Origin of the sequence: Roseibacterium elongatum DSM 19469 (genome assembly GCF_000590925.1) — a bacterium.
GTDB classification, from domain to species: Bacteria; Pseudomonadota; Alphaproteobacteria; order Rhodobacterales; family Rhodobacteraceae; genus Roseibacterium; species Roseibacterium elongatum.
The window spans coordinates 1,371,408-1,390,757 of record NZ_CP004372.1; the positions used below are offsets into that span (position 1 = coordinate 1,371,408).

A 19,350-nucleotide genomic window follows, 5' to 3' on the forward strand; every position below is an offset into this window, starting at 1 on the left:
CTGCGTTCAGATCGGTTCGGTCTGATCCATGGCCAGCATGGCCTCCACCTCGGGCAGGGTCATGTCGCCGGGGCGCAGACGCTTGACCGCCAGATGCGCCGCCACGCGGCATAGCCCCGCGTTCAGCGGCGTGTCCAGGCCATGCAACCGACCCAACAGCGCGATCTCCCCGTTCAGGTAATCCGTTTCCAACCGGATCGCCCCTCGCAGCAGGCTCTGATTCGTCGAGCCGCCGACCCGTGCGACCCCGGGCAACGAGTCGACCGGCCGCATCAGGGCATCGCGCTGGGCGTCGGTTTCTTCCGGTGGCTGCCAGTCCAGCCCCGCCGCGCGAAAGACCGCTTCGGCCTCGGCGCGCACCCGCTGGCCCAACGTGCCGGTCTCGGCCTGATGCCCGAGGGCCGCCTTCAGGATATTCCCAAGGTTCAGCAGCAGCTTGCCGCGCTTGCTGGCCATCACGTCCGGCAGCAGATTGGTGGCGATCATCGCCGCCTCGAGCGCGGTGGCCATGCGCCGGTCGTCCGCGTCGACGCCACCGGGGTAGCGGCCCAGATCGAAGATTCCGAATTTCGGCTCGGTGAACACCGCGACCTCGCCCGGCACAAGGTAAAGCGCGGGCATCATCACCGTGACGCCATGCACATTGGGAAACAGCCGCAGCGCCGCGCTTTCGTTGGCCACGCCGTTCTGGGCGCAAAAAAGGGCCTGCCGCGTGACGCCGGCGCTACGCAGATCCTCGAGCGCGGCCTGCGTGTCCTGGCTTTTCATGCAAAGCAGGATCAGGTCGTCATCGCGCCAGTCGATCTCGGAGGGGTGGCACACCACCGGAACCGGGACCCACGCGTCCAGACCCGGCGCGCGCAGGCGCAGGCCCCGCGCCGCAACCGCCTGTGCCATCGCGCCGCGCGCGATGCCGATCACCGACTGGCCCGACCGCGCCAGCGCCGCCGCCACAACGCCCCCGACCGCGCCCATGCCATAGATGATGATGCGCATTGCGCCGCCCCCGATGCCCTGTGACTGTTCAGCGCCCGTCGTAGCGCGGCCCGTCCCGCCGATGGGCCCTGCAGCGGGGCGACATCCATGCCGGCAGTAGGATGCACCGGGCGACAGGTCGGTTCATGCCAACCATGAACGCGACCCTGCCGCCCGGTGCAAGCTTTTTGGCCTCAGTAGCGGTAGTGTTCGGGCTTGTACGGGCCCTCGACCGGCACGCCGATATAGTCGGCCTGTTCCTTGGCCAGTTCGGTCAGTTTCACGCCGATCTTCTTCAGATGCAGGCGCGCCACCTTTTCATCCAGCAGTTTGGGCAGGATATAGACGCGGTTCTCGTAGTCCTCGCCGCGGGTGAACAGCTCGATCTGGGCCAGCACCTGGTTGGTGAAGCTGGCCGACATCACGAAGGACGGGTGGCCTGTGGCGTTGCCAAGGTTCAACAGACGCCCCTCGGACAGCAGGATGATGCGGCTGCCCGAGGGCATTTCGATCATGTCCACCTGATCCTTGATGTTGGTCCACTTGTGGTTCTTCAGCGCGGCGACCTGAATTTCGTTGTCGAAATGGCCGATATTCCCGACGATCGCCATGTCCTTCATCTCGCGCATGTGCTCGATGCGGATGACATCCTTGTTGCCGGTGGTGGTGATGAAGATGTCGGCGTCGTGCAGCACGTCTTCCAGCAGGACGACCTCGTAGCCGTCCATCGCGGCCTGCAGCGCGCAGATCGGGTCGGCTTCGGTTACCTTGACGCGCGCGCCCGCCCCGCTGAGCGACGCGGCCGAGCCCTTGCCCACATCGCCATAGCCGCAGACGACGGCGACCTTGCCGGCCATCATCGTGTCGGTGGCGCGGCGGATGCCGTCGACAAGGCTTTCCTTGCAGCCGTACTTGTTGTCGAATTTCGACTTGGTGACGCTGTCGTTCACGTTGATGGCGGGGAAGGGCAGGTGGCCTTTCTCCATCATCTGATACAGGCGATGCACGCCGGTGGTGGTTTCCTCGGTCACGCCCTGGATCATGTGGCGCTGCTTGGTGAACCAGCCGGGGCTTTCGGCCAGGCGCTTCTTGATCTGGGCAAACAGCGCGACCTCTTCCTCGCTGGTCGGCACCTCGATCAGGTCGGTCTCGCCCTCTTCGACACGGGCGCCCAGCAGAACATACAGGGTCGCGTCACCGCCATCGTCCAGGATCATGTTCGCGCCGCCTTCCTCGAAATGGAAGATGCGGTCGCAATAGTCCCAGTATTCCTCGAGCGTTTCGCCCTTGACGGCAAAAACCGGCGTGCCGCCCGCGGCGATCGCGGCGGCGGCGTGATCCTGTGTCGAGAAGATGTTGCACGAGGCCCAGCGCACATCGGCGCCCAGCTCGACCAGCGTCTCGATCAGGACAGCCGTCTGGATCGTCATGTGCAGCGACCCGGCGATGCGCGCGCCCTTGAGCGGCTTGGAGGCGCCGTATTCCTCGCGCAGGGCCATCAGGCCCGGCATTTCGGTTTCGGCGATGTCCAGTTCCTTGCGGCCATAGTCGGCGAGCGTGATGTCCTTGACGATATAGTCCGTGCCCATGTCCGAGGCTCCATTTACAGCGAATGCGTTGGGCGGGCACATAGCACCGGACATGGGCAACGGCAACGCGGCGGCATGTGGGCGCAATCAATGCGGGGGCGTATGCGCTTTTCGTGCCGGCCGGGCCTTGCTAAACCCGGCGCGAAACTGCCAACGGGACCCGCCCATGCCCAAAGCCCCCCCGCGCGCGTGGCAACGCATGTTGTCCGGCCGCCGTCTGGACCTGCTGGACCCGACGCCGATGGATATCGAGATCGAGGATATCGCCCATGGCCTTGCCTTTGTTGCGCGCTGGAACGGGCAGACGCGGGGCGATTTCGCCTATTCGGTGGCCGAGCATTCCATCCTGGTCGAGGAAATCCACACCCGCCTGCAGCCGCAGGCGCCGGTGAAATGGCGTCTGGCCGCGCTGCTGCATGACGCGCCCGAGTACGTGATCGGCGACATGATAAGCCCGGTCAAGGCCGCGGTCGGGCCGGGCTATGGCGAGCTGGATACGCGCCTGACCGCCGCGATCCACCTGAGGTTCGGGTTGCCGGCCATCCTGCCCAAGACGGTGAAGGCGGCGATCAAGCGGGCCGATCGCATCTCGGCCTGGCTGGAGGCGGTGCAACTGGCCGGGTTCGCCGAGGCCGAGGCCGACCGGTTCTTTGGCCGGCCGGATGCGGCGTTGGTCGAGGGCCTGACCCTGCGCCTGCGCCCGCCGGCCGAGGTCCGCGCCGAGTTCACCGCGCGCCACGCGGCGCTGATGGCGGCGCTGTGAGCGAGGGTCTGCTGCGGATCCGCCCGGCTCGGCCCGAGGATGCGGCCGCGCTGGCCCCGGTTTTCGACGCGATCCTTGCCTCGGGCATCCGGTCCTGGACCAAGGATGCCGATGCGGTGCTGGCCGACTATATCGCCCATCCCGACCGGATCGCCGTTCATGTGGTCGAAGCGGATGGCGGCCTTGGCGGGGTGCAATCGCTCAGGCGGTCAACCGGCGACACCCGTTGGGGGGTGCCTGCGGGGTGGGGCATCATCGGGACGCATCTTGCGCCCGAAATGCAAGGGCGAGGCGCCGGGCGGCGCCTGTTCGCGCAGTCGCGACAGGCCGCGCGGGCGGCCGGGCTGCGCATTATCGTCGCCTCGATCTCTGCCACATCCGCGCAGGCCCTTGGCTATTACCGCGCCATGGGCTTTCGCCCCGCGCGGCAGGAGGGCCGTATCATTCATCACCTGTTGGAGCTTGAGCCATGACGCAATTGCACGTCCGCCCCGCCCATGATCTGGACGCGCGCGAAATGGCGGCCATTCTGAACGACGTGATCGCGATCGGCGGGACGACCGCAATGACCGGGCGCATCGACGCGTCCTATTTCGTGGACCGGATGAGGGCCGAGCGCGACGCCGCGTCGTGGCTGGTGGCCGAAACGCCCGATGGGGAAATCGTGGGCTTTCAATGGATCACGCGCGGCGGTGCCTATCTGCCGCCCGAGGCCGCCGAGATCGCCACCTTCGCCAAACCGGGCTGGCAGGGGGTTGGCATCGGGTCGCGGCTGATGGAGGCGACCAAGGCGGCGGCCAGAACCCTCGGATATGCGTGGATCAACGCCAATATCCGTGCCGATAACGCCAGCGGGCTGACCTATTACCAATCCTGCGGGTTCGAGGATTGGGGGCGGCAAAAGGGCGTGCGGCTGGGCGACGGGCAGATCGTGGACAAGGTGCTGAAGCGTTATGACCTGGTCTGACCGCCGCCCGAACCTGTAAGTTCCATGCCTGTGGGCCGACGGCTTACAGCCAGCGGCGCGGGCCGTTCAGTTCACGGCGTTCGGTCCGGGGCTTGTGGCGCACGCGACGCTCAGGGATCGGGTGCGGATCGGGTGCGCCCCAGTCTTTCTGGCGCGAGGCGGTCATGAAGCTGTTTGCGAAAATCGTGAACATGGCGGGTCTCCTGCGGCTTGTGATGGGTTTGACCCTAGCCGTATTGTGCCGACGGGCCGAGTCAGCAATACTGCCAACATGTTAGCAGAACTTTCAGATGGACTGGCGTGATATCCCCTCGCTTTCGGCGCTCCGGGCGTTCGAGGCGGCGGCGCGGCTGGGCTCGTATTCCGAGGCGGCGCGCGCGCTGAACGTCACCCATGCCGCCATTGCCCAGCATGTGCGCACGCTCGAGGCGCATTTTGGCCAGGCCCTGATGGCGCGGGCGGGGCGGGGCGTGGCCCCGACCGAGGCCGGCGCACGCCTGGCGCGGGACCTGTCGGCGGGGTTCGGGGAAATCGCGGGCGGCGTGCGGGCGTTGATGCAGGGGCGCGCCGACCGGCCGGTGACGGTCACCACGACGCCCAGTTTTGCCGAAGCCTGGCTGATGCCGCGCCTGGCGCAGTTCTGGTCGGCGCATCCCGAGGTGCCGCTGAGCGTGTCGGCCGAGGCGCGCGTGTCGGACCTGCGGCGCGACGGCTATGACCTGGCGATCCGCTATGGGCGCGGCGACTGGCCGGGGCTCGAGTCCCTGCGCCTGACCGACCCCGGCATCGTGGCCGTCGCCGCGCCGCAGGTGGCGCAGCGGCTGGCCGGGGCCTGGCCCGACCCCGAGGCGGAGGGCGCGTTGAAACGCCTGGACAGGCTGCGCTGGCTGGTCGATCCGCAGGATGCGGAGTTCTACGCCTGGCTGCGCGCGGGCGGTATCGACCCCGATGCCTTGCAGGCCACGCGGCTGGAAACCAACCCGATGGTGCTGGCCGCCTGCCGCAGCGGGGCCGGCGTGTCGGTGCAACCGCGCGCGGTGGTCGAGGGCGATCTGGCCGAGGGGCGGTTGGTGGTGCTGGCCGAGCAATCCGACAGCCCGCTGGCCTATCACCTCGTGCATCTGCCGGGGCCGATGCCGCCCCGGGTCAAGACCTTCGTCACGTGGCTCAGGCGATCGATGACGCCCTGAAACCGGTTATCGGAAGAAACAGGTGACGCCGGACCAGAGCAGCGCGATCTGTTCGCCCGTCGGGTCCAGCAGGCCGGCCACCCCGCCGCGCGAGAACTCGTCGCCCAGGGTCGTCACCTGAAAGCTGACCTGCGGCATCTGCACCCGCAACTGGCCGGGACGGAAGCCGCCTGCGACCGGCAGATCAGGGTCGCTGCTGGTCCAGCCGAGGAAGCTGCCCTCGACGAAATTCAGCGTCAGGCCATCCTCCCAGCTTGCTGCGGTGATGGGGCCTGCGCCGCATTCGGTCTGGGTGACGACCTGGGCCGGACGCTCATCCAGCAGGCGCGACACGGTTTCGATCACGCCCACCTGTGCGCGGCCGAAATCGATGCGCAGGCCGGAGACGGTGGGTTCGATCCCCTGGCCATCCAGCGTGAGGGGCGGGATCTCGGGTTCGCGGGTGCCGACGCAGGCCGACAGCAGAACGGCACACAGGGCAATCAGGGCGACGGGGCGGCGCATGGGCAAGTCTTTCGCTCGGGTCAGGCAACGGGCCAAGGGCCCCGCGCGCTATAGCGCAAGGCGCGCGCGACGCAAAGATGGGTGGTGTCAGCGCGGGCTGCGCTTGGCAAGGATGCGCTGAAGCGTGCGGCGATGCATGTTCAGACGGCGCGCGGTTTCCGACACGTTGCGGTCGCAAAGCTCGTAGACGCGCTGGATATGCTCCCACCGCACGCGATCCGCCGACATCGGGTTCTCGGGCGGGGGCGGGCATCTCTTCTTCCTCGGCCAGCAGGGCCGCGGTGATGTCATTGGCATCGGCCGGTTTCGACAGGTAGTCGGTCGCGCCGATCTTGACCGCGGCCACGGCGGTGGCGATGGCGCCATAGCCCGTGAGCACGACAATGCGGCTGTCCGGGCGTTTTTCACGCAGGGTTTCGACCACGTCGAGGCCGTTGCCATCCTCGAGCCGCAGATCGACCACCGCATAGGCGGGCGGCCGCGCCGTGCAGATCGCCTTGCCGCCGGCGACCGACCCGGCGGCCTCGACCTCGAAGCCGCGCTTTTCCATCGCGCGTTGCAGCCTGCGCAGAAACGGTTCGTCGTCATCGACGATCAGCAGGGACTTGTCTGCCCCGATGTCTCTCAGGTTGCGGTCTTGCGTCATGCGCTGATGTCCTTCGGTCTTGCTAGAGCTTCCTTATAGAGCAGTGCGACGCGGGGTCAATTTGTCGCGCATCGATTGTGATATCCGCTCTGTCGGTTTTTCCGCCCCGGTTTTCTGCACGAGCCGCCGGGCTCAACTGCCGCCTGCGGCGGCCTCGATGAAGCAGGCGGTGGTGTCGGCCATCTGCCGCGGGGTGGTCTCGCGATTGAAGAACTCGACAAAGCCATGCTCGGGCAGCACGAGGTAGGAAAAGGCCGAGTGATCGACGAGGTAATAGGGATCGTCGCCTTCGCGGTTCACGCGGTAATAGACGCGATAGGCATCGGCCGCGGCATCGGTTTGATCGAGCGTGCCGGTCAGGCCCAGCATGCGGGGATGCACGTTGTCGGTGAAGGCGGCCATCACCTCGGGCGTGTCGCGCTCGGGATCGACCGAGATCATGACGGGCAGAACCTCGTGCCCCATCGTGTCGAGGATATCGACCGCCTCGGCGTTGCGCACCGTATCCAGAGGGCAGACATCGGGGCAAAACGTATACCCGAAATACAGGATCGTGGGCCCGGTGACGACATCGGCATCGGTAACGGTATCGCCGGTTTCCGACACCAGCGTGAAGGGGCCGCCCAACTGGGCGCCGCCGCCGGCGATGGCGCTGCCGCGGCATTGGGCAAACTGGTCCTCCGCGCCGCTCATGCGGCCCATCAGAACGGCGATCCCGGCGCCGGCCAGAAGCAGGGCGATCAGGATGACAGAGGCAATGGCATAGATGCGGGACATGGCGGTGATCCGGTCGTTTGCAGTCAGGGCGTCGTTGAATACCTAAGTGGGCCGGCCTATCAATTCATCTCGTTGTCCCTGCGACGGAACGCCCCTGATGAGCCTCACGACCGATCCCGCCCTCGACCTGGTGCGCCAGGACACGCGCAGCGACTGGGTGCGCCTGCGCACGCTGCTGGTTCTGCGCTGGCTGGCGATCCTGGGGCAGACGATGACGGTGGTGCTGGCCAGTTTCTATTTCGGCCTGCGGGTCGAACTGGGCCTGTGTTTCCTGGCGATCGGGGCCAGCGTCGTGTCGAACCTCATCGCGATGACGATTTTCCCCGAGAACCAGCGCCTGAGTGATCGCGACGCGATGCTGACGCTGCTGTTCGACCTGGCGCAGTTGAGTTTCCTGCTGTTTCTGACCGGCGGGCTGAACAACCCCTTTGCCCTGCTGATCCTGGGGCCGGTGACGATCTCGGCGACGGCGCTGACCATGCGCTCGACGGCGATTCTGGGGGCCCTGGCCATCGGGTTGATCTCGCTCCTGGCGTATTTCCACGTGCCGCTGACCCTGTCGACGGGCGAGATCATGGAATTGCCCGATCTCTACATCCTGGGGTTCTGGATGGCGATCGTGATCGGCATCGTCTTCCTGTCGGCCTATGCCCGGCGCATCAGCTCGGAATCGCATTCGATGAGCCAGGCCCTGCTGGCGACGCAGATGGCGTTGGCGCGCGAGCAGAAGCTGACCGACCTGGGCGGCGTGGTGGCCGCCGCCGCGCACGAGTTGGGGACACCGCTGGCCACGATCAAGCTGGTGTCGACCGAACTGGCCGAAGAGTTGGAGAACTACCCCGAACTGGCCGAGGATGCGCGCCTGATCCGCGATCAGGCCGATCGCTGCCGCGATATCATGCGCTCGATGGGCCGGGCCGGGAAGGACGATCTGCACATGCGTTCGGCCCCGTTGGAAGAAATCGTGCGCGAGGCGGCCGAACCCCATTCCGACCGCGGGATCGAGATCGTGACCGCCTTCGGCCCGGCGGGCGGCTGCACCGGGCCCCAGCCGATCGTCTGGCGCAAGCCCGAGATCATCCACGGTCTGCGCAATTTCGTGCAGAATGCCGTCGATTTCGCCGAAACCCGCGTCTGGATCGACGGGCAGTGGATCAATGGCGAGATCAAGGTGAAGATCGTCGATGACGGGCCGGGTTTTCCGCCCGACCTGCTGGGGCGTCTGGGCGACCCGTTCCTGCGCCGCCGCTCGCGCGACAGCGACAGCCAGAGGCCCGGCTACGAGGGGATGGGCCTGGGCCTGTTCATCGCCAAGACGTTGCTCGAACGATCCGGGGCCAAGGTGACCTTTCACAATGCCTCGGACCCGTTCCTGCTGGACGAGGATACGCCGCCGCGCAATGGCGCCATGGTCGAACTGGTCTGGCCGCGCGACGCCATCGCCCTGCACCAGGACGAGGCCAATGCGCCGCTGGGGCAGAACCAGCCGATCACGGCCTGAGGGATGACGTACCGTTGATGCGCGCGCCTGCGCTTAACCGCCTGTTAACCGTTCTGCGTCACGCTGAGCGTCGGGGGCAACCTGGCGCGAGGCTGAAGCATGATCTTTCCGGACGGGGTGGCATATCTCGCATTCGCGGCGATCAGCCTGCTGACCGCGGTTCTGGCGCTGATCATGACCGCAAAGCTGGCGCCGGGGCGGGCCGCGCCGGATGCGCTGCGGCCCGCCGCCTTGCGGCCGCAACTCGACCTGCTGCACCGTTACGAGTTCCGCGAAGGCTACCTGTTGTCGCCGGTCGCCGAGGGGGACGCCTTTCTGCCGGAGAACGCCGACCGCACCGGGGCCTATGACATGCTTGGCGAGGTCCTGGGCGGGCTGCACCCGGACGTGCCCGGATGCATGCGCGCGCTGCGCAAACGCGGCGAGGCCTTTGCCCTGACAGGACAGATGGGGGATGACCGGCTATCGGTTTCCGGCCGGCAGGAAGAGGGGCGGCTGGTCCTGTCGGTCGGGCCGGCCGAGCCGGGCGATGGCCGCGCCGTGGTCGATGGCCAGACCTTTGCCAAGTTGCAGGAAGAGGTCGGCGACATGCGCGCGATCCTGGACGCGACGGCGATCCCGACCTGGAAACAGGACGACGAGCGGCGCATTGTCTGGGCCAACGCCGCCTATCTGGCGCTGGCCGAGCGTTTTCTGGCCGGCGAGCATGGGCGCGCATCGCTGGGCTGGCCGTTGCCGCAGGTGTTCGGCGACCAGGTGACCCCCCTGCCGGCACAAGGCACCGTGCGCCGATGCAGCCTCGCGGCGGCCGACCCCGACGCCGCCGCGTGGTTCGAGGTCTCGGCCGAGCCGCAGCCGGGTGGCGCGGCGATCTGCATGGCGCGCCCGATCGACCGGCTGGTTGCGGCCGAAACCTCTCTGCGCAGTTTCGTGCAGACCCTGTCCAAGACCTTTGCCAGCCTGCCCACCGGGCTGGCCGTCTTCGACAAGCGCCGGAACCTTGTGATGTTCAACCCGGCACTGGTGACCCAATCGACCCTCGGGATCGACTTTCTGTCGGCGCGGCCCAGCCTGGTCGAGTTTCTCGACCATCTGCGCGAGCGGCGGCGCATGCCCGAGCCGCGCGATTACCGCAGCTGGCGTGACCAGATCGCCCGCTTGGAAGAGGGGGCGGCCGATGGCACCTATCAGGAATTGTGGACCCTGCCCGACGGCGACAGTTTGCGGGTGACGGGCCGGCCCCACCCCGACGGCGCGGTTGCGCTGCTGTTCGAGGATATCAGCCAGGAGGTGACGTTGACGCGGCAGTTCCGGGCCGATCTGGACCTCTACCGGTCCGTGCTCGAGGACGATGCCGCGGCCCTGGCGGTCTTTGGGCGCGACGGGCAGATGATGCTGTCGAATGCCGCCTATGCCAAGCTCGTGGGGGGATGACCCGCGCACGGCCGACATCCCGCCGCGCCTGATCGATGCGACCCGCCTGTGGCAGGCGCGATGCCAGCCCACCGGCCTGTGGAGCGATATCCGTCAGTTCGCCGCGTTCCAGATCGACCGCGCGCCCTGGGTCGACGTGGTCACCACGCAAGAGGACGAGCGCATCGCCTGCCGTGTCGCCCCCTTGCGCGGCGGGGCCACGCTTGTGCGGTTCCAGTCCCTCGAAAGCGATTGGACGGACCCGCTGGCCTGGCCGGCCATCGCCTCGGACAGTCAGGCGACCTATGCCCCGCCGCCCCGGCCCCGCGCCGTCGCCGGCATGGCCGAAGCGGCAATCCCGCCCTATGCGCCGCCGGTCCCGGACGACCGCTGAACGGTCGTGCTTGCGGGGCGTTGTCGGATGGCTACACTGCCGCCGATGACGACCGCCCCCCGATCCGACGATCTGCCCGACTGGCCCGTGCTGGCCCGTGTCGCCTTGCCCGCGCCCGAGGCAACCGACGCCTTGGCGCGGCGCTGGGCGGGCGTGTTGCGCAAGGGCGACGCGCTGCTCTTGTCGGGCGAGTTGGGCAGCGGAAAGACGCATCTGGCGCGGGCGCTGATCCGGGCGGCACTGGGGCCTGACGGGGCGCAAGAGGACATCCCCTCGCCGAGTTTCACCCTCGTGCAGACCTATGAGGCCCCGAGGGCCGAGATCTGGCACGCCGATCTTTATCGCCTGTCGCATCCCGACGAGATCTTCGAACTGGGCCTCGACGAGGCGATGGAGGGCGCGATCTGCCTGATCGAATGGCCCGAACGCATGGCCCCGGACTGGCCCACCGGGGCGGCGCTGGCTCGGCTGACGGTGAGCGGAGAGGACGCGCGTATGCTGGATCTGTCGGGTGCGGGGGATCTGGCCGCGCGCCTTGCGGCCTGTATCGGGGCCGCGCCATGAGCGACCGGCAAGAGGCGTTTCTGGAGCGGTCAGGCTGGGGCGGCGCGCAGGCGGTGCGTCTGGCCGGCGATGCCTCACAGCGGTTCTATTTGCGGCTGACAGCCGCCGACGGGGCGCGCGCGATCCTGATGGTCGCGCCCTGTGCGACGCCCGCCGAGCGCGCCAGCCTCGATGCATTTCGGCGCATCGGGGGGCATCTGCGTCACCTGGGCCTGTCCGCCCCCGAGGAATTCGCCGCCGAGCCCGACGCGGGCCTGATCCTTATGGAAGATCTGGGCGACATGACCCTGTCGCGCCTGCTGCAAGAGAGCCCGGCTGTCGCCGCGGACGCCTATGGCACAACGGCGCGGGTGTTGGCGCGGCTGGCGGCCGAGGCACCGCCGGCGGGCTTGCGTGCGCCCGATGCCGGGGAAATGGCCGAGATGGCCGATCTGCCTTGTGCCCTGCTGAAGGCTGAGGGCGGTGATGTCGGCGCCTTGCGCGCCCGGCTGCGCGCGGCCCTGACCCAGGCGCTGCGGCAACATTCCGGGGGCGCGCCGGGCCTTGCGCTGCGCGATGTTCATGGCGACAACCTGATCTGGCTGCCCGACCGCGCGGGCGCGGCCCGGATCGGCCTGCTGGATTATCAGGACGCGCTGCGTCTGCCGTTGGGGTATGATCTGGCCTCGCTGCTCGATGATGTGCGGCGTGACATCCCCGCGGGTTGGCGAAAAAATCTTGTAGAAGATTTTTCGGCCCAGACCGCGATGCCCCGCCAAGAGGCCCAGGCGCGCATCGACACCCTGTCGTTGCAGCGCAACATCCGCATCCTTGGGGTTTTTCGGCGCCTTGCGACGCTGCATGGCAAGGCCGGGTATGCCCGGTTTCTGCCGCGCACGCGCAGCCTGATCCGTCGCGCGCTAGCCTCGCCCGAACTTGCGCCGCTACGCGCGCCGGTCGAGGAGCTGTTGCAGCGCACGGCGCATTGGAGCCTGCCATGACGCGCGCCTGCATGATCCTGGCCGCCGGGTTCGGCACGCGCATGGGCAGCCTGACGCAGGACCGGCCCAAACCCCTGATCGAGGTCGGGGGGCAGGCCCTGATCGATCATGCGCTGGCGGCGGCCCGCGCCGGGGCGGCGGCCCCGATCGCGGTCAATGGCCATTACCGGGCCGCGCAGATGCGCGACGCCGTCACCCGCCGCGGCGATGACCTGCATTTCCTGCAGGAAACGCCGGATATCCTGGATTCGGGGGGCGGTGTGAAGAATGCGCTGTCCGTGCTGGGGCAGGCCCCGCTTTTCACGCTGAACGCCGATGCGGTCTGGTCCGGCCCCGACGCGTTGCCGACGCTCGAGGCCGCTTGGGACGGGGGGCGCATGGGGGCGCTTTTGCTGCTGGTACCGCGCGCACGGGCGGTGGGGCGCACGGGCGGCGGCGATTTCGGATTGGGGGCTGAGGGGCGGCTGCACTGGGACAAGGGACCGGACGGGTTTGTCTATACCGGGGCGCAAATCCTCGACCCCGCACCGGTGGCTGCGCGGAGGGAGCGCGTGTTCTCGCTGCGCGACATCTGGCAGGAGATGATGGACGAAGGCCGCCTGTTCGGGGTGGTCCATGCCGGGCATTGGGCCGATGTGGGCCATCCCGACGGGATCGCGGCGGCGGAACGGATGCTGGACGGTGACCATGCTGTTTGACCACGAGGCCGCGCCGCGGCTGTTCGCCACCCCGATCGGCGTCGATTTCTGCGCCGCCCTGATCGTGGGACTGGATGCGCGCCTGGCCACACAGCCGCCCGAGGCGATCGCGCGGGTCGAGATCCATGTGGCGAACGCCCGTCTGCAGCGCCGGATCCAGACGCTCTATGCCGAACGCGGGCCGGGGTTCTTGCCCCGCATCCGGCCGGTCACGGCGCTGGGCGATCTGGCCGATCTGGCGGGCCTGCCCCCGGCGATCTCGCCCCTGCGGTTGCGCTTGATGCTGGCCGAGCAGATCGGGCGGCTGATCGATGCCGCGCCCGATCTGGCCCCGCGCACCGCGCTTTATGACCTGTCGGACAGTCTGGCCGACCTGATGGCCGAGATGTTCGAGGAACGCGTGACGCCCGAGATGATCCATGATCTGGACGTGGGCAGCCATTCGGACCACTGGGCGCGGGCGCAGACCTTTGTCACCGCGATCACCGCGTATTTCGCCGAAGAGGCGTCGCTGACGCCCGAGGCGCGCGCGGCGCGTGTCACCGACCACCTGATCCGCCAGTGGGAGGTCGCCCCGCCCGGCCACCCGGTGATCGTGGCCGGATCGACCGGGTCGCGGGGGGCGACCGCACGGCTGATGGCGGCGGTTGCGCGCCTGCCGCAGGGGGCGGTGATCCTGCCCGGCCTCGACCGCGAGATGCCGGCCGCGATCTGGGCGCGCCTGTTGCAGGACCGTCAGGGGCAGGGCCTTGCGGGCGAGGATCATCCGCAATTCCGGCTGGCGCGGATTGCCGAGATGCTGGGGCTGGATCCTGCGACCCTGCCCGATTGGGCGCCGGCCATGACCCCGGTCAACCGCGCGCGCAACGCCGCCGTATCACTGGCCCTGCGCCCGGCCCCGGTGACCGATCAATGGCGCAAGGAGGGGCCGCACCTGCCCGATCTTGGCGGCGCGTTCGAGGGCGTGACCCTGCTCGAGGCGCCCAGCCCGCAGATCGAGGCCGGGGCCATCGCGCTGCGCCTGCGACAGGCGGTGGATAAGGGGCGGCGCGGCGCGCTGGTGTCGCCCGACCGGATCCTGACGCGGCAGGTGGCCGCCGCGCTGGATCGCTGGCGCATCACGCCCGATGACAGCGCGGGCACGCCCTTGGATCAGACCGTGGCGGGGCGTTTTCTGCGCTTGGTGGCCGAGGTCTTTTGCGGGCCGGTCACGGCCGAGGTCTTCGTGGCCATCCTGTCGAACCCGATGTGCCATTCGGGAACGGATCGCGGCCCGCATCTGCGCCTGCTGCGCGAATTCGAGTTGCGCGGGTTGCGCGGCAAGACGGGGTTTCCCGACCCTGCGACGTTGAACGCCTGGGCCGCGCGCCAGGAGGATCCGGCCGCGCAAGAGTGGGCGGATTGGGTGGGTCGCGTCCTGTTGCCGCCGCAGGCCAATGGCGATCTGCCCTTTGCCGATCATGTCGCCCGCCATGTGGTGCTGGCCGAGGCGTTGGCGACGGGGCAGGCGGGGGCCGATACGGGCGAGCTGTACCGCGAGGCGGCGGGCGAAGATCTGGCGCGGCTTCTGGCCGAATTGCGGGCCGAGGGGGGCGCGGGCGGCGCGATGAGTGCGCGCGACTACGCCGACATGTTCGGCGGGCTGATCGCCGACCGGCAGGTGCGCGACGGGCTGCGCCCGCATGCCCAGGTCCTGATCTGGGGCACGCAGGAAGCCCGCGTTCAGGGCGCCGATCTGGTGATACTGGCGGGGTTGAACGAGGGCACCTGGCCCGCCGCGCCCGAGGCCGACCCGTGGATGAACCGCCCCTTGCGGGCGGCGGCGGGCCTGCGCCTGCCGGACCGGGTGATCGGCCTGTCGGCGCATGATTTCCAGCAGGCCATCGCCGCGCCCGAGGTCTGGCTGTCGCGGGCCAGACGCGATGCCGAAACCGACACGGTGCCGGCGCGCTGGCTGAACCGTCTGACGAACCTGCTGGACGGGGCGAGCGAGACCTCCAAGGCGGTTCTGGACGGGATGCGCCACCGTGGCGATGCCTGGATCGCGATGGCCGAGGCGCTGGCCAGCCCGACCGAGGCGCAACTCGCCGCGGCGCGCCCGGCCTCGCGTCCGGCCCCGGCCCCGCCGCTTGCGGCTCGGCCCCGGCAATTGTCGGTCACGCAGGTCGAGACGCTGATCCGCGACCCCTACGAGATCTACGCGCGCAAAGTCTTGCGCCTGAAGCCGTTGGAGCCGTTGCGCCAGGACCCCGACGCGGGCGAGCGGGGCACCGTGCTGCACGATATCCTGCGGGTCTTTGTCGAGGAAACGCGCGCCGGCCTGCCCGCGCATGCGGCGGCCCGCTTGATGGAGATCGCCGACGATGTTCTGGCCGCGCGTGCCCCATGGCCGGCCGCGCGCCGGGTCTGGCGCGCAAGGCTGGACCGTGTCGCGCCGCATTTCCTCAAGACCGAGGCCGAGCGGCGCAGCTGTGGCGCGCCATGGTTGCTGGAAAGCCCTGCCAGTTGGGGCGTGCCGGGGATGGCGGTGACCCTGACCGGCACCGCCGACCGGTTGGACCGCCTGAGCGACGGGGGCGTGGCCATCTACGACTACAAGACCGGACAGGTGCCCAGCGAGGATCAGGAGCGCGCCTTTACCAAGCAATTGTGGATCGAGGCGCTGATGGCCGAGGATGGCGCCTTTGACGGGCAGGACGGCCCCGATCTGGCGGCGCATATCGCCTATCTGGGGCTGGGCGCGACCCCGGCGACGGTGGCCCATGATCCGACGCCGCAGGATCTGGCCGAGATTCGGGCCGGCCTGCAGCGCCTGTTGGGGCATTTCAACGACCCGCGCACGGGCTATAGCGCGCGGCGCGCGGTGTTCGAGGCGCGCTATACGCGCGATTTCGACCATCTGGCGCGCTATGGCGAATGGGATGAAACCGAGGCGGCGCAGGTGCTGCCGGTGGGGCGGACCGATGACTGAGACGGGGCAGATGACCGCCGCGACCGAGGCACAGGTGATTGCGGCACGGCCTGATGCCTCGACCTGGCTGTCGGCCAATGCGGGTTCGGGCAAGACGCGGGTGCTGACAGACCGTGTGGCGCGGCTCTTGCTGGATGGGGTCGAGCCCGAGCGCATCCTGTGCCTGACATACACCAAGGCCGCCGCGATGGAGATGCAGAACCGCCTGTTCAAACGTCTTGGTGCCTGGGCGATGGCGCAGGATGACGCCTTGCGCGACGTGCTGATGCAGGTGGGCGTGGGCGCGGATCGGCTGACGCCCGACCTGCTGTCCGAGGCACGCACGCTCTTTGCCCGCGCGATCGAGGCGCCGGGCGGTCTCAAGATCCAGACGATCCATTCCTTCTGTTCCTCGGTGCTGCGGCGCTTCCCGCTCGAGGCGCAGGTCTCGCCCGGGTTTACCGAGATCGACGAACGCGTGCAGGCCCGTCTGATCGCCGAGATCCTGGACCAGATGGCCGATGACCCGGCGGCACAGCACGCCATCGACGCGGTGGTGCCCTACCTGTCGGACGAGGCCGGGATCGTCGCCCTGGCGCGTGCCGCGGCCAGCAAGGCCGAGGCGCTGTCGGACCCGATGGGTTGGGAAGACATCTGCGCCTGGGTGGGCATCGATGCGGGCCTGACGGACGAGGGTGTGATCGCCCATGCCCTGACCGGCGAAGAACGGGACATTTGCGACTCGATCTGGCCGCATCTGGACCCCGAGGCGCGCAATACCGGCCGCTTGCACCGTGAATTGCGCGACATGCCGTGGGAAGAGATGACCCTGTCCACGCTTGCCGCGCTCGAAGACCTCTGCCTGTCGGGGGAAAAGACGAAAACGCCCTTTAACGCCAAGGGCGACAAGATCGGCAATGCCGCCATGCGCAAACAGATGGACCCGGACGCGCTGGCCGGGTGGGTCGCGCTGACCGAGCGGATGGAGGCAACGCGCCCCTTGCGCGTGGGCCTGATCACGGCGCGGCGCATCCATGCGCTGCACCTGTTCGCCGCCGCATTCCTGCCGGCCTACGGGCGGGCCAAGCAGGCGCGCGGCTGGCTGGATTTCGACGACCTGATCGGCAAGACGCGCGCGCTGTTGAATGCGCCGGGGGTGGCGCAATGGGTGCTGTTCCGTCTGGACGGCGGGATCGATCACATTCTTGTAGACGAAGCGCAGGATACCAGCCCCGAGCAATGGGATATCGTCGCCCGCCTGGCCGAGGATTTCGCGGCAGGCGAAGGCGCGCGAGCCGACGTGACGCGCACCATTTTCGTTGTGGGCGACAAGAAACAGTCGATCTATTCCTTTCAGGGGGCGGACCCGGCAGGCTTCGACCGGATGCGCGATCTGTTTTCGGACCGGTTGCGCGGCATCGGTCAGACGCTGGCCGACCGCGAACTGGTCTGGTCCTTCCGCTCGGCCGCGCCGATCCTCGATCTGGTCGACGCGGTCTGCGCAGGCGGGGCCGCGCCGGGGGTGGGCGAGGGCATTCTGCACAGGGCGTTCAAGGCCGACAAACCGGGACGGGTCGATCTGTGGCCGGTGATCCCCAAGGCCGACGACCCCGAAGACCCCGATTGGGACGATCCGCGCGACATCGTGGCCGAAGACCACCACAGCGCGCGTCTGGCCCGCCTGCTGGCCGACCGGATCGACGCGATGCTGGCCGAGGGACCCGAGATCGAGGTCGACGGCACGCGCCGCCCGGTTCAGGCGGGCGATATCCTGATCCTCGTGCAGCGCCGCTCCGCCCTGTTTCGCAAGATCATCTCGGAAATCAAGAAACGCGATTTGCCCATCGCCGGGGTGGATCGGGCGCAACTGACCGCGCCCATTGCGGTCAAGGACCTGATCGCGCTGATGCGGTTTCTGGCCACCCCCGAGGATGACCTGTCGCTGGCCGCCGTGCTGCGCTCGCCCCTGGCCGGGTGGGACGAAGATGCGCTTTTCCGGCTGGCGCATGGGCGCAAGGGCTACCTTTGGGGCGCGCTGCGTGCGCGGGAGGCCGATTGGCCCGAGACCGTCGCGATGCTGCGCGATTTGCGCAACCAGGCGGATTTCCTGCGGCCCTATGACCTGCTGGAACGTGCGCTGGTGCGCCATGACGGGCGGCGGCGTCTGATCGCGCGGCTGGGGTCCGAGGCCGAGGATGCGATCGACGCCATCCTGTCGCAGGCACTGAATTACGAACGGATGGAGGTGCCCAGCCTGACCGGGTTCGTCGGCTGGCTGGAGTCGGGTGAGGTGATGGTCAAGCGTGACCTCGCGCAGGCCAAGGGCCAGATCCGCGTGATGACGGTGCACGGGGCCAAGGGGCTGGAGGCACCGGTGGTCATCCTGCCCGATTGCGCGCAGATGCGCGGGCGCCCGCCCGGTGTGCATCTGGTCACCCCCGAGGGCGGCGGCCCGCTGGTCTGGGCGGGCGTGCGCGGCGACATGACCGACCCGGTGCGCGCAGGCCAGATCGCCAAGTCCGAGCGTGACCGCGAAGAGGCCAACCGCCTGCTTTATGTCGCGCTGACACGGGCCGAAAGCTGGCTGATCGTGGCGGCGGCGGGGCCCGTCGGGACGGCCGCGGACGGGTCGTGGTACAACATCGTCAAAGCCGCGATGGAGGGGATGGGCACCACCCCCCTGACCGTGCCGGGGGCCGAGGGCGAGGGGGTGCGCCTGCAACGGGGCGATTTTCCGCTGCGGGGCAGGGCGGGGGCCGAGCGGGCGACGCGGCCGTCACTGCCGGCTTGGGTTGCGGCGCCGGCCCCGGTGGTGCAGCGCGCCGAGCGGGTGATCACCCCCTCGGATCTCGGCGGGGACAAGGCCCTTCCGGCCGAGGGTGGGGCGGGCGCGGCCGATGCGTTGCGCCGGGGGCGTCTGGTGCATCATTTGCTGGAACATCTGCCGCGTCTGCCGCAACCGTCCTGGGCCGCCGCCGCGCCGGGCATCGCCGCGCTCGAGGCGCCGGATGTCGACGCGGCCGCGCTCGCCCCGCTGTTGGCCGAGGCCACGGGTGTGCTGACCGATCCGGCCTTGGCGCATGTCTTTGCGCCCGAGGCCCTGGCCGAGGTGGAACTGGTCGGCCGCAGCACCGTGTTGCAGGCGCCGATGATGGGCGTGATCGATCGGCTGATCGTGACGCCGGATCATGTGCTGGCCGTGGATTACAAGACCAACCGCGTGGTCCCCGACCGCCCCGAGGACACGCCCGAGGGCCTTTTGCGGCAAATGGGGGCGTATGACGAGATGCTGCGCGCGATCTATCCGGACCGGCGCGTCGAGGTTGCGATCCTGTGGTCGCGGACGCGCGCGTTGATGCCGCTGCCGCACGATCTGGTGAGTGCGGCCCTGGCCCGTGCCGCGCGCGCTTGACCTTGCCAAGGACCGTCCATACCTTGC

Annotated in this window: 17 protein-coding genes and 1 pseudogene; 12 read left to right on the plus strand and 6 right to left on the minus strand. The window is 68.7% G+C overall.

The window, feature by feature from the left end; translation table 11 throughout:
* Nucleotides 1–6: 6 nt before the first annotated feature.
* Together ROSELON_RS06495 and ahcY are read right to left on the minus strand one after the other, a co-directional pair.
* Complete coding sequence (locus tag ROSELON_RS06495) at nucleotides 7–996, minus strand: ketopantoate reductase family protein (RefSeq protein WP_025311615.1); 990 nt, start codon at nucleotides 994–996, stop codon at nucleotides 7–9.
* 173 nt (nucleotides 997–1,169) lie between these two features.
* Nucleotides 1,170–2,564 carry an adenosylhomocysteinase gene (gene ahcY / locus ROSELON_RS06500; RefSeq protein WP_025311616.1) on the minus strand — a complete coding sequence of 465 codons (1,395 nt, stop codon included), beginning with the start codon at nucleotides 2,562–2,564 and terminating at the stop codon, nucleotides 1,170–1,172.
* A gap of 166 nt (nucleotides 2,565–2,730) precedes the next feature.
* On the opposite strand from ahcY, the gene ROSELON_RS06505 reads away from it, so the two are divergent.
* Genes ROSELON_RS06505 through ROSELON_RS06515 form a run of 3 tightly spaced genes read left to right on the plus strand, consistent with a single transcriptional unit; the run spans nucleotide 2,731 to nucleotide 4,294 of the window.
* Nucleotides 2,731–3,327, plus strand: a complete 597-nt coding sequence (locus ROSELON_RS06505; RefSeq protein ID WP_025311617.1) for an HD domain-containing protein — start codon at nucleotides 2,731–2,733, stop codon at nucleotides 3,325–3,327.
* Nucleotides 3,324–3,800 (plus strand): GNAT family N-acetyltransferase, encoded by a 477-nt coding sequence (locus ROSELON_RS06510; protein ID WP_051508371.1) that lies wholly within the window; start codon nucleotides 3,324–3,326, stop codon nucleotides 3,798–3,800. Before ROSELON_RS06505 ends, ROSELON_RS06510 begins: the two co-directional genes overlap by 4 nt.
* A complete protein-coding gene (locus ROSELON_RS06515) occupies nucleotides 3,797–4,294 on the plus strand; it encodes a GNAT family N-acetyltransferase (protein WP_038650254.1) in 498 nt (165 codons plus the stop codon). Before ROSELON_RS06510 ends, ROSELON_RS06515 begins: the two co-directional genes overlap by 4 nt.
* Nucleotides 4,295–4,337: 43 nt before the next feature.
* Here ROSELON_RS06515 and ROSELON_RS18155 read toward each other — a convergent pair whose 3' ends face one another.
* Nucleotides 4,338–4,487, minus strand: coding sequence for a hypothetical protein (locus ROSELON_RS18155; protein WP_156945878.1), 150 nt, complete (start codon nucleotides 4,485–4,487; stop codon nucleotides 4,338–4,340).
* Nucleotides 4,488–4,584: 97 nt separating this feature from the next.
* Here ROSELON_RS18155 and ROSELON_RS06520 point away from each other — a divergent pair, with 97 nt between their 5' ends.
* The gene (locus ROSELON_RS06520; protein WP_025311620.1) at nucleotides 4,585–5,484 is read left to right on the plus strand and encodes a LysR family transcriptional regulator; all 900 of its coding nucleotides are present in this window, start codon (nucleotides 4,585–4,587) and stop codon (nucleotides 5,482–5,484) included.
* Between the two features lie 6 nt (nucleotides 5,485–5,490).
* Here the strand turns inward: ROSELON_RS06520 and ROSELON_RS06525 are convergent, their stop codons facing one another.
* From ROSELON_RS06525 to ROSELON_RS06535, 3 genes and pseudogenes are all read right to left on the minus strand, one after another.
* Entirely contained in the window at nucleotides 5,491–5,988 is a 498-nt protein-coding gene (locus ROSELON_RS06525) for a hypothetical protein (RefSeq protein ID WP_025311621.1), read from the minus strand.
* Nucleotides 5,989–6,075: 87 nt separating this feature from the next.
* Nucleotides 6,076–6,634 (minus strand): annotated as a pseudogene (locus ROSELON_RS06530) (ActR/PrrA/RegA family redox response regulator transcription factor).
* A 132-nt stretch (nucleotides 6,635–6,766) separates the two neighbouring features.
* A complete protein-coding gene (locus tag ROSELON_RS06535) occupies nucleotides 6,767–7,411 on the minus strand; it encodes an SCO family protein (RefSeq protein ID WP_025311622.1) in 645 nt (214 codons plus the stop codon).
* A gap of 97 nt (nucleotides 7,412–7,508) precedes the next feature.
* Here ROSELON_RS06535 and regB point away from each other — a divergent pair, with 97 nt between their 5' ends.
* The 8 genes from regB (at nucleotide 7,509) to addA (ending at nucleotide 19,323) form a co-directional block, all read left to right on the plus strand.
* Nucleotides 7,509–8,912 (plus strand): sensor histidine kinase RegB, encoded by a 1,404-nt coding sequence (gene regB / locus ROSELON_RS06540; protein WP_025311623.1) that lies wholly within the window; start codon nucleotides 7,509–7,511, stop codon nucleotides 8,910–8,912.
* A gap of 99 nt (nucleotides 8,913–9,011) precedes the next feature.
* Complete coding sequence (locus ROSELON_RS17405; RefSeq protein WP_051508372.1) at nucleotides 9,012–10,346, plus strand: PAS-domain containing protein; 1,335 nt, start codon at nucleotides 9,012–9,014, stop codon at nucleotides 10,344–10,346.
* The gene (locus ROSELON_RS17410; RefSeq protein ID WP_051508373.1) at nucleotides 10,324–10,719 is read left to right on the plus strand and encodes a hypothetical protein; all 396 of its coding nucleotides are present in this window, start codon (nucleotides 10,324–10,326) and stop codon (nucleotides 10,717–10,719) included. Before ROSELON_RS17405 ends, ROSELON_RS17410 begins: the two co-directional genes overlap by 23 nt.
* A gap of 45 nt (nucleotides 10,720–10,764) precedes the next feature.
* Nucleotides 10,765–11,283 (plus strand): tRNA (adenosine(37)-N6)-threonylcarbamoyltransferase complex ATPase subunit type 1 TsaE, encoded by a 519-nt coding sequence (gene tsaE, locus ROSELON_RS06550; RefSeq protein WP_025311624.1) that lies wholly within the window; start codon nucleotides 10,765–10,767, stop codon nucleotides 11,281–11,283.
* On the plus strand, nucleotides 11,280–12,263 hold the full coding sequence (locus ROSELON_RS06555; protein ID WP_038650256.1) for an aminoglycoside phosphotransferase family protein: 984 nt from the start codon (nucleotides 11,280–11,282) through the stop codon (nucleotides 12,261–12,263). Before tsaE ends, ROSELON_RS06555 begins: the two co-directional genes overlap by 4 nt.
* Nucleotides 12,260–12,961 carry a nucleotidyltransferase family protein gene (locus tag ROSELON_RS06560; RefSeq protein ID WP_025311626.1) on the plus strand — a complete coding sequence of 234 codons (702 nt, stop codon included), beginning with the start codon at nucleotides 12,260–12,262 and terminating at the stop codon, nucleotides 12,959–12,961. The genes ROSELON_RS06555 and ROSELON_RS06560 overlap by 4 nt, the downstream gene beginning before the upstream one ends.
* The gene (addB, locus tag ROSELON_RS06565; protein WP_051508374.1) at nucleotides 12,951–15,932 is read left to right on the plus strand and encodes a double-strand break repair protein AddB; all 2,982 of its coding nucleotides are present in this window, start codon (nucleotides 12,951–12,953) and stop codon (nucleotides 15,930–15,932) included. The genes ROSELON_RS06560 and addB overlap by 11 nt, the downstream gene beginning before the upstream one ends.
* Nucleotides 15,925–19,323, plus strand: coding sequence for a double-strand break repair helicase AddA (addA, locus tag ROSELON_RS06570; RefSeq protein WP_245605427.1), 3,399 nt, complete (start codon nucleotides 15,925–15,927; stop codon nucleotides 19,321–19,323). Before addB ends, addA begins: the two co-directional genes overlap by 8 nt.
* Nucleotides 19,324–19,350 lie beyond the last annotated feature (27 nt).

Bases quoted from the DNA above. Each gene is read 5' to 3' on its own strand.
- ROSELON_RS06495 (WP_025311615.1), bottom strand. From the start codon at position 996: ATGCGCATCATCATCTATGGCATGGGCGCGGTCGGGGGCGTTGTGGCG.
- ahcY (WP_025311616.1), bottom strand. From the start codon at position 2,564: ATGGGCACGGACTATATCGTCAAGGACATCACGCTCGCCGACTATGGC.
- ROSELON_RS06505 (WP_025311617.1), top strand. From the start codon at position 2,731: ATGCCCAAAGCCCCCCCGCGCGCGTGGCAACGCATGTTGTCCGGCCGC.
- ROSELON_RS06515 (WP_038650254.1), top strand. From the start codon at position 3,797: ATGACGCAATTGCACGTCCGCCCCGCCCATGATCTGGACGCGCGCGAA.
- ROSELON_RS18155 (WP_156945878.1), bottom strand. From the start codon at position 4,487: ATGTTCACGATTTTCGCAAACAGCTTCATGACCGCCTCGCGCCAGAAA.
- ROSELON_RS06520 (WP_025311620.1), top strand. From the start codon at position 4,585: ATGGACTGGCGTGATATCCCCTCGCTTTCGGCGCTCCGGGCGTTCGAG.
- ROSELON_RS06525 (WP_025311621.1), bottom strand. From the start codon at position 5,988: ATGCGCCGCCCCGTCGCCCTGATTGCCCTGTGTGCCGTTCTGCTGTCG.
- ROSELON_RS06535 (WP_025311622.1), bottom strand. From the start codon at position 7,411: ATGTCCCGCATCTATGCCATTGCCTCTGTCATCCTGATCGCCCTGCTT.
- regB (WP_025311623.1), top strand. From the start codon at position 7,509: ATGAGCCTCACGACCGATCCCGCCCTCGACCTGGTGCGCCAGGACACG.
- ROSELON_RS17405 (WP_051508372.1), top strand. From the start codon at position 9,012: ATGATCTTTCCGGACGGGGTGGCATATCTCGCATTCGCGGCGATCAGC.
- ROSELON_RS17410 (WP_051508373.1), top strand. From the start codon at position 10,324: ATGCCAAGCTCGTGGGGGGATGACCCGCGCACGGCCGACATCCCGCCG.
- tsaE (WP_025311624.1), top strand. From the start codon at position 10,765: ATGACGACCGCCCCCCGATCCGACGATCTGCCCGACTGGCCCGTGCTG.
- ROSELON_RS06555 (WP_038650256.1), top strand. From the start codon at position 11,280: ATGAGCGACCGGCAAGAGGCGTTTCTGGAGCGGTCAGGCTGGGGCGGC.
- ROSELON_RS06560 (WP_025311626.1), top strand. From the start codon at position 12,260: ATGACGCGCGCCTGCATGATCCTGGCCGCCGGGTTCGGCACGCGCATG.
- addB (WP_051508374.1), top strand. From the start codon at position 12,951: ATGCTGTTTGACCACGAGGCCGCGCCGCGGCTGTTCGCCACCCCGATC.
- addA (WP_245605427.1), top strand. From the start codon at position 15,925: ATGACTGAGACGGGGCAGATGACCGCCGCGACCGAGGCACAGGTGATT.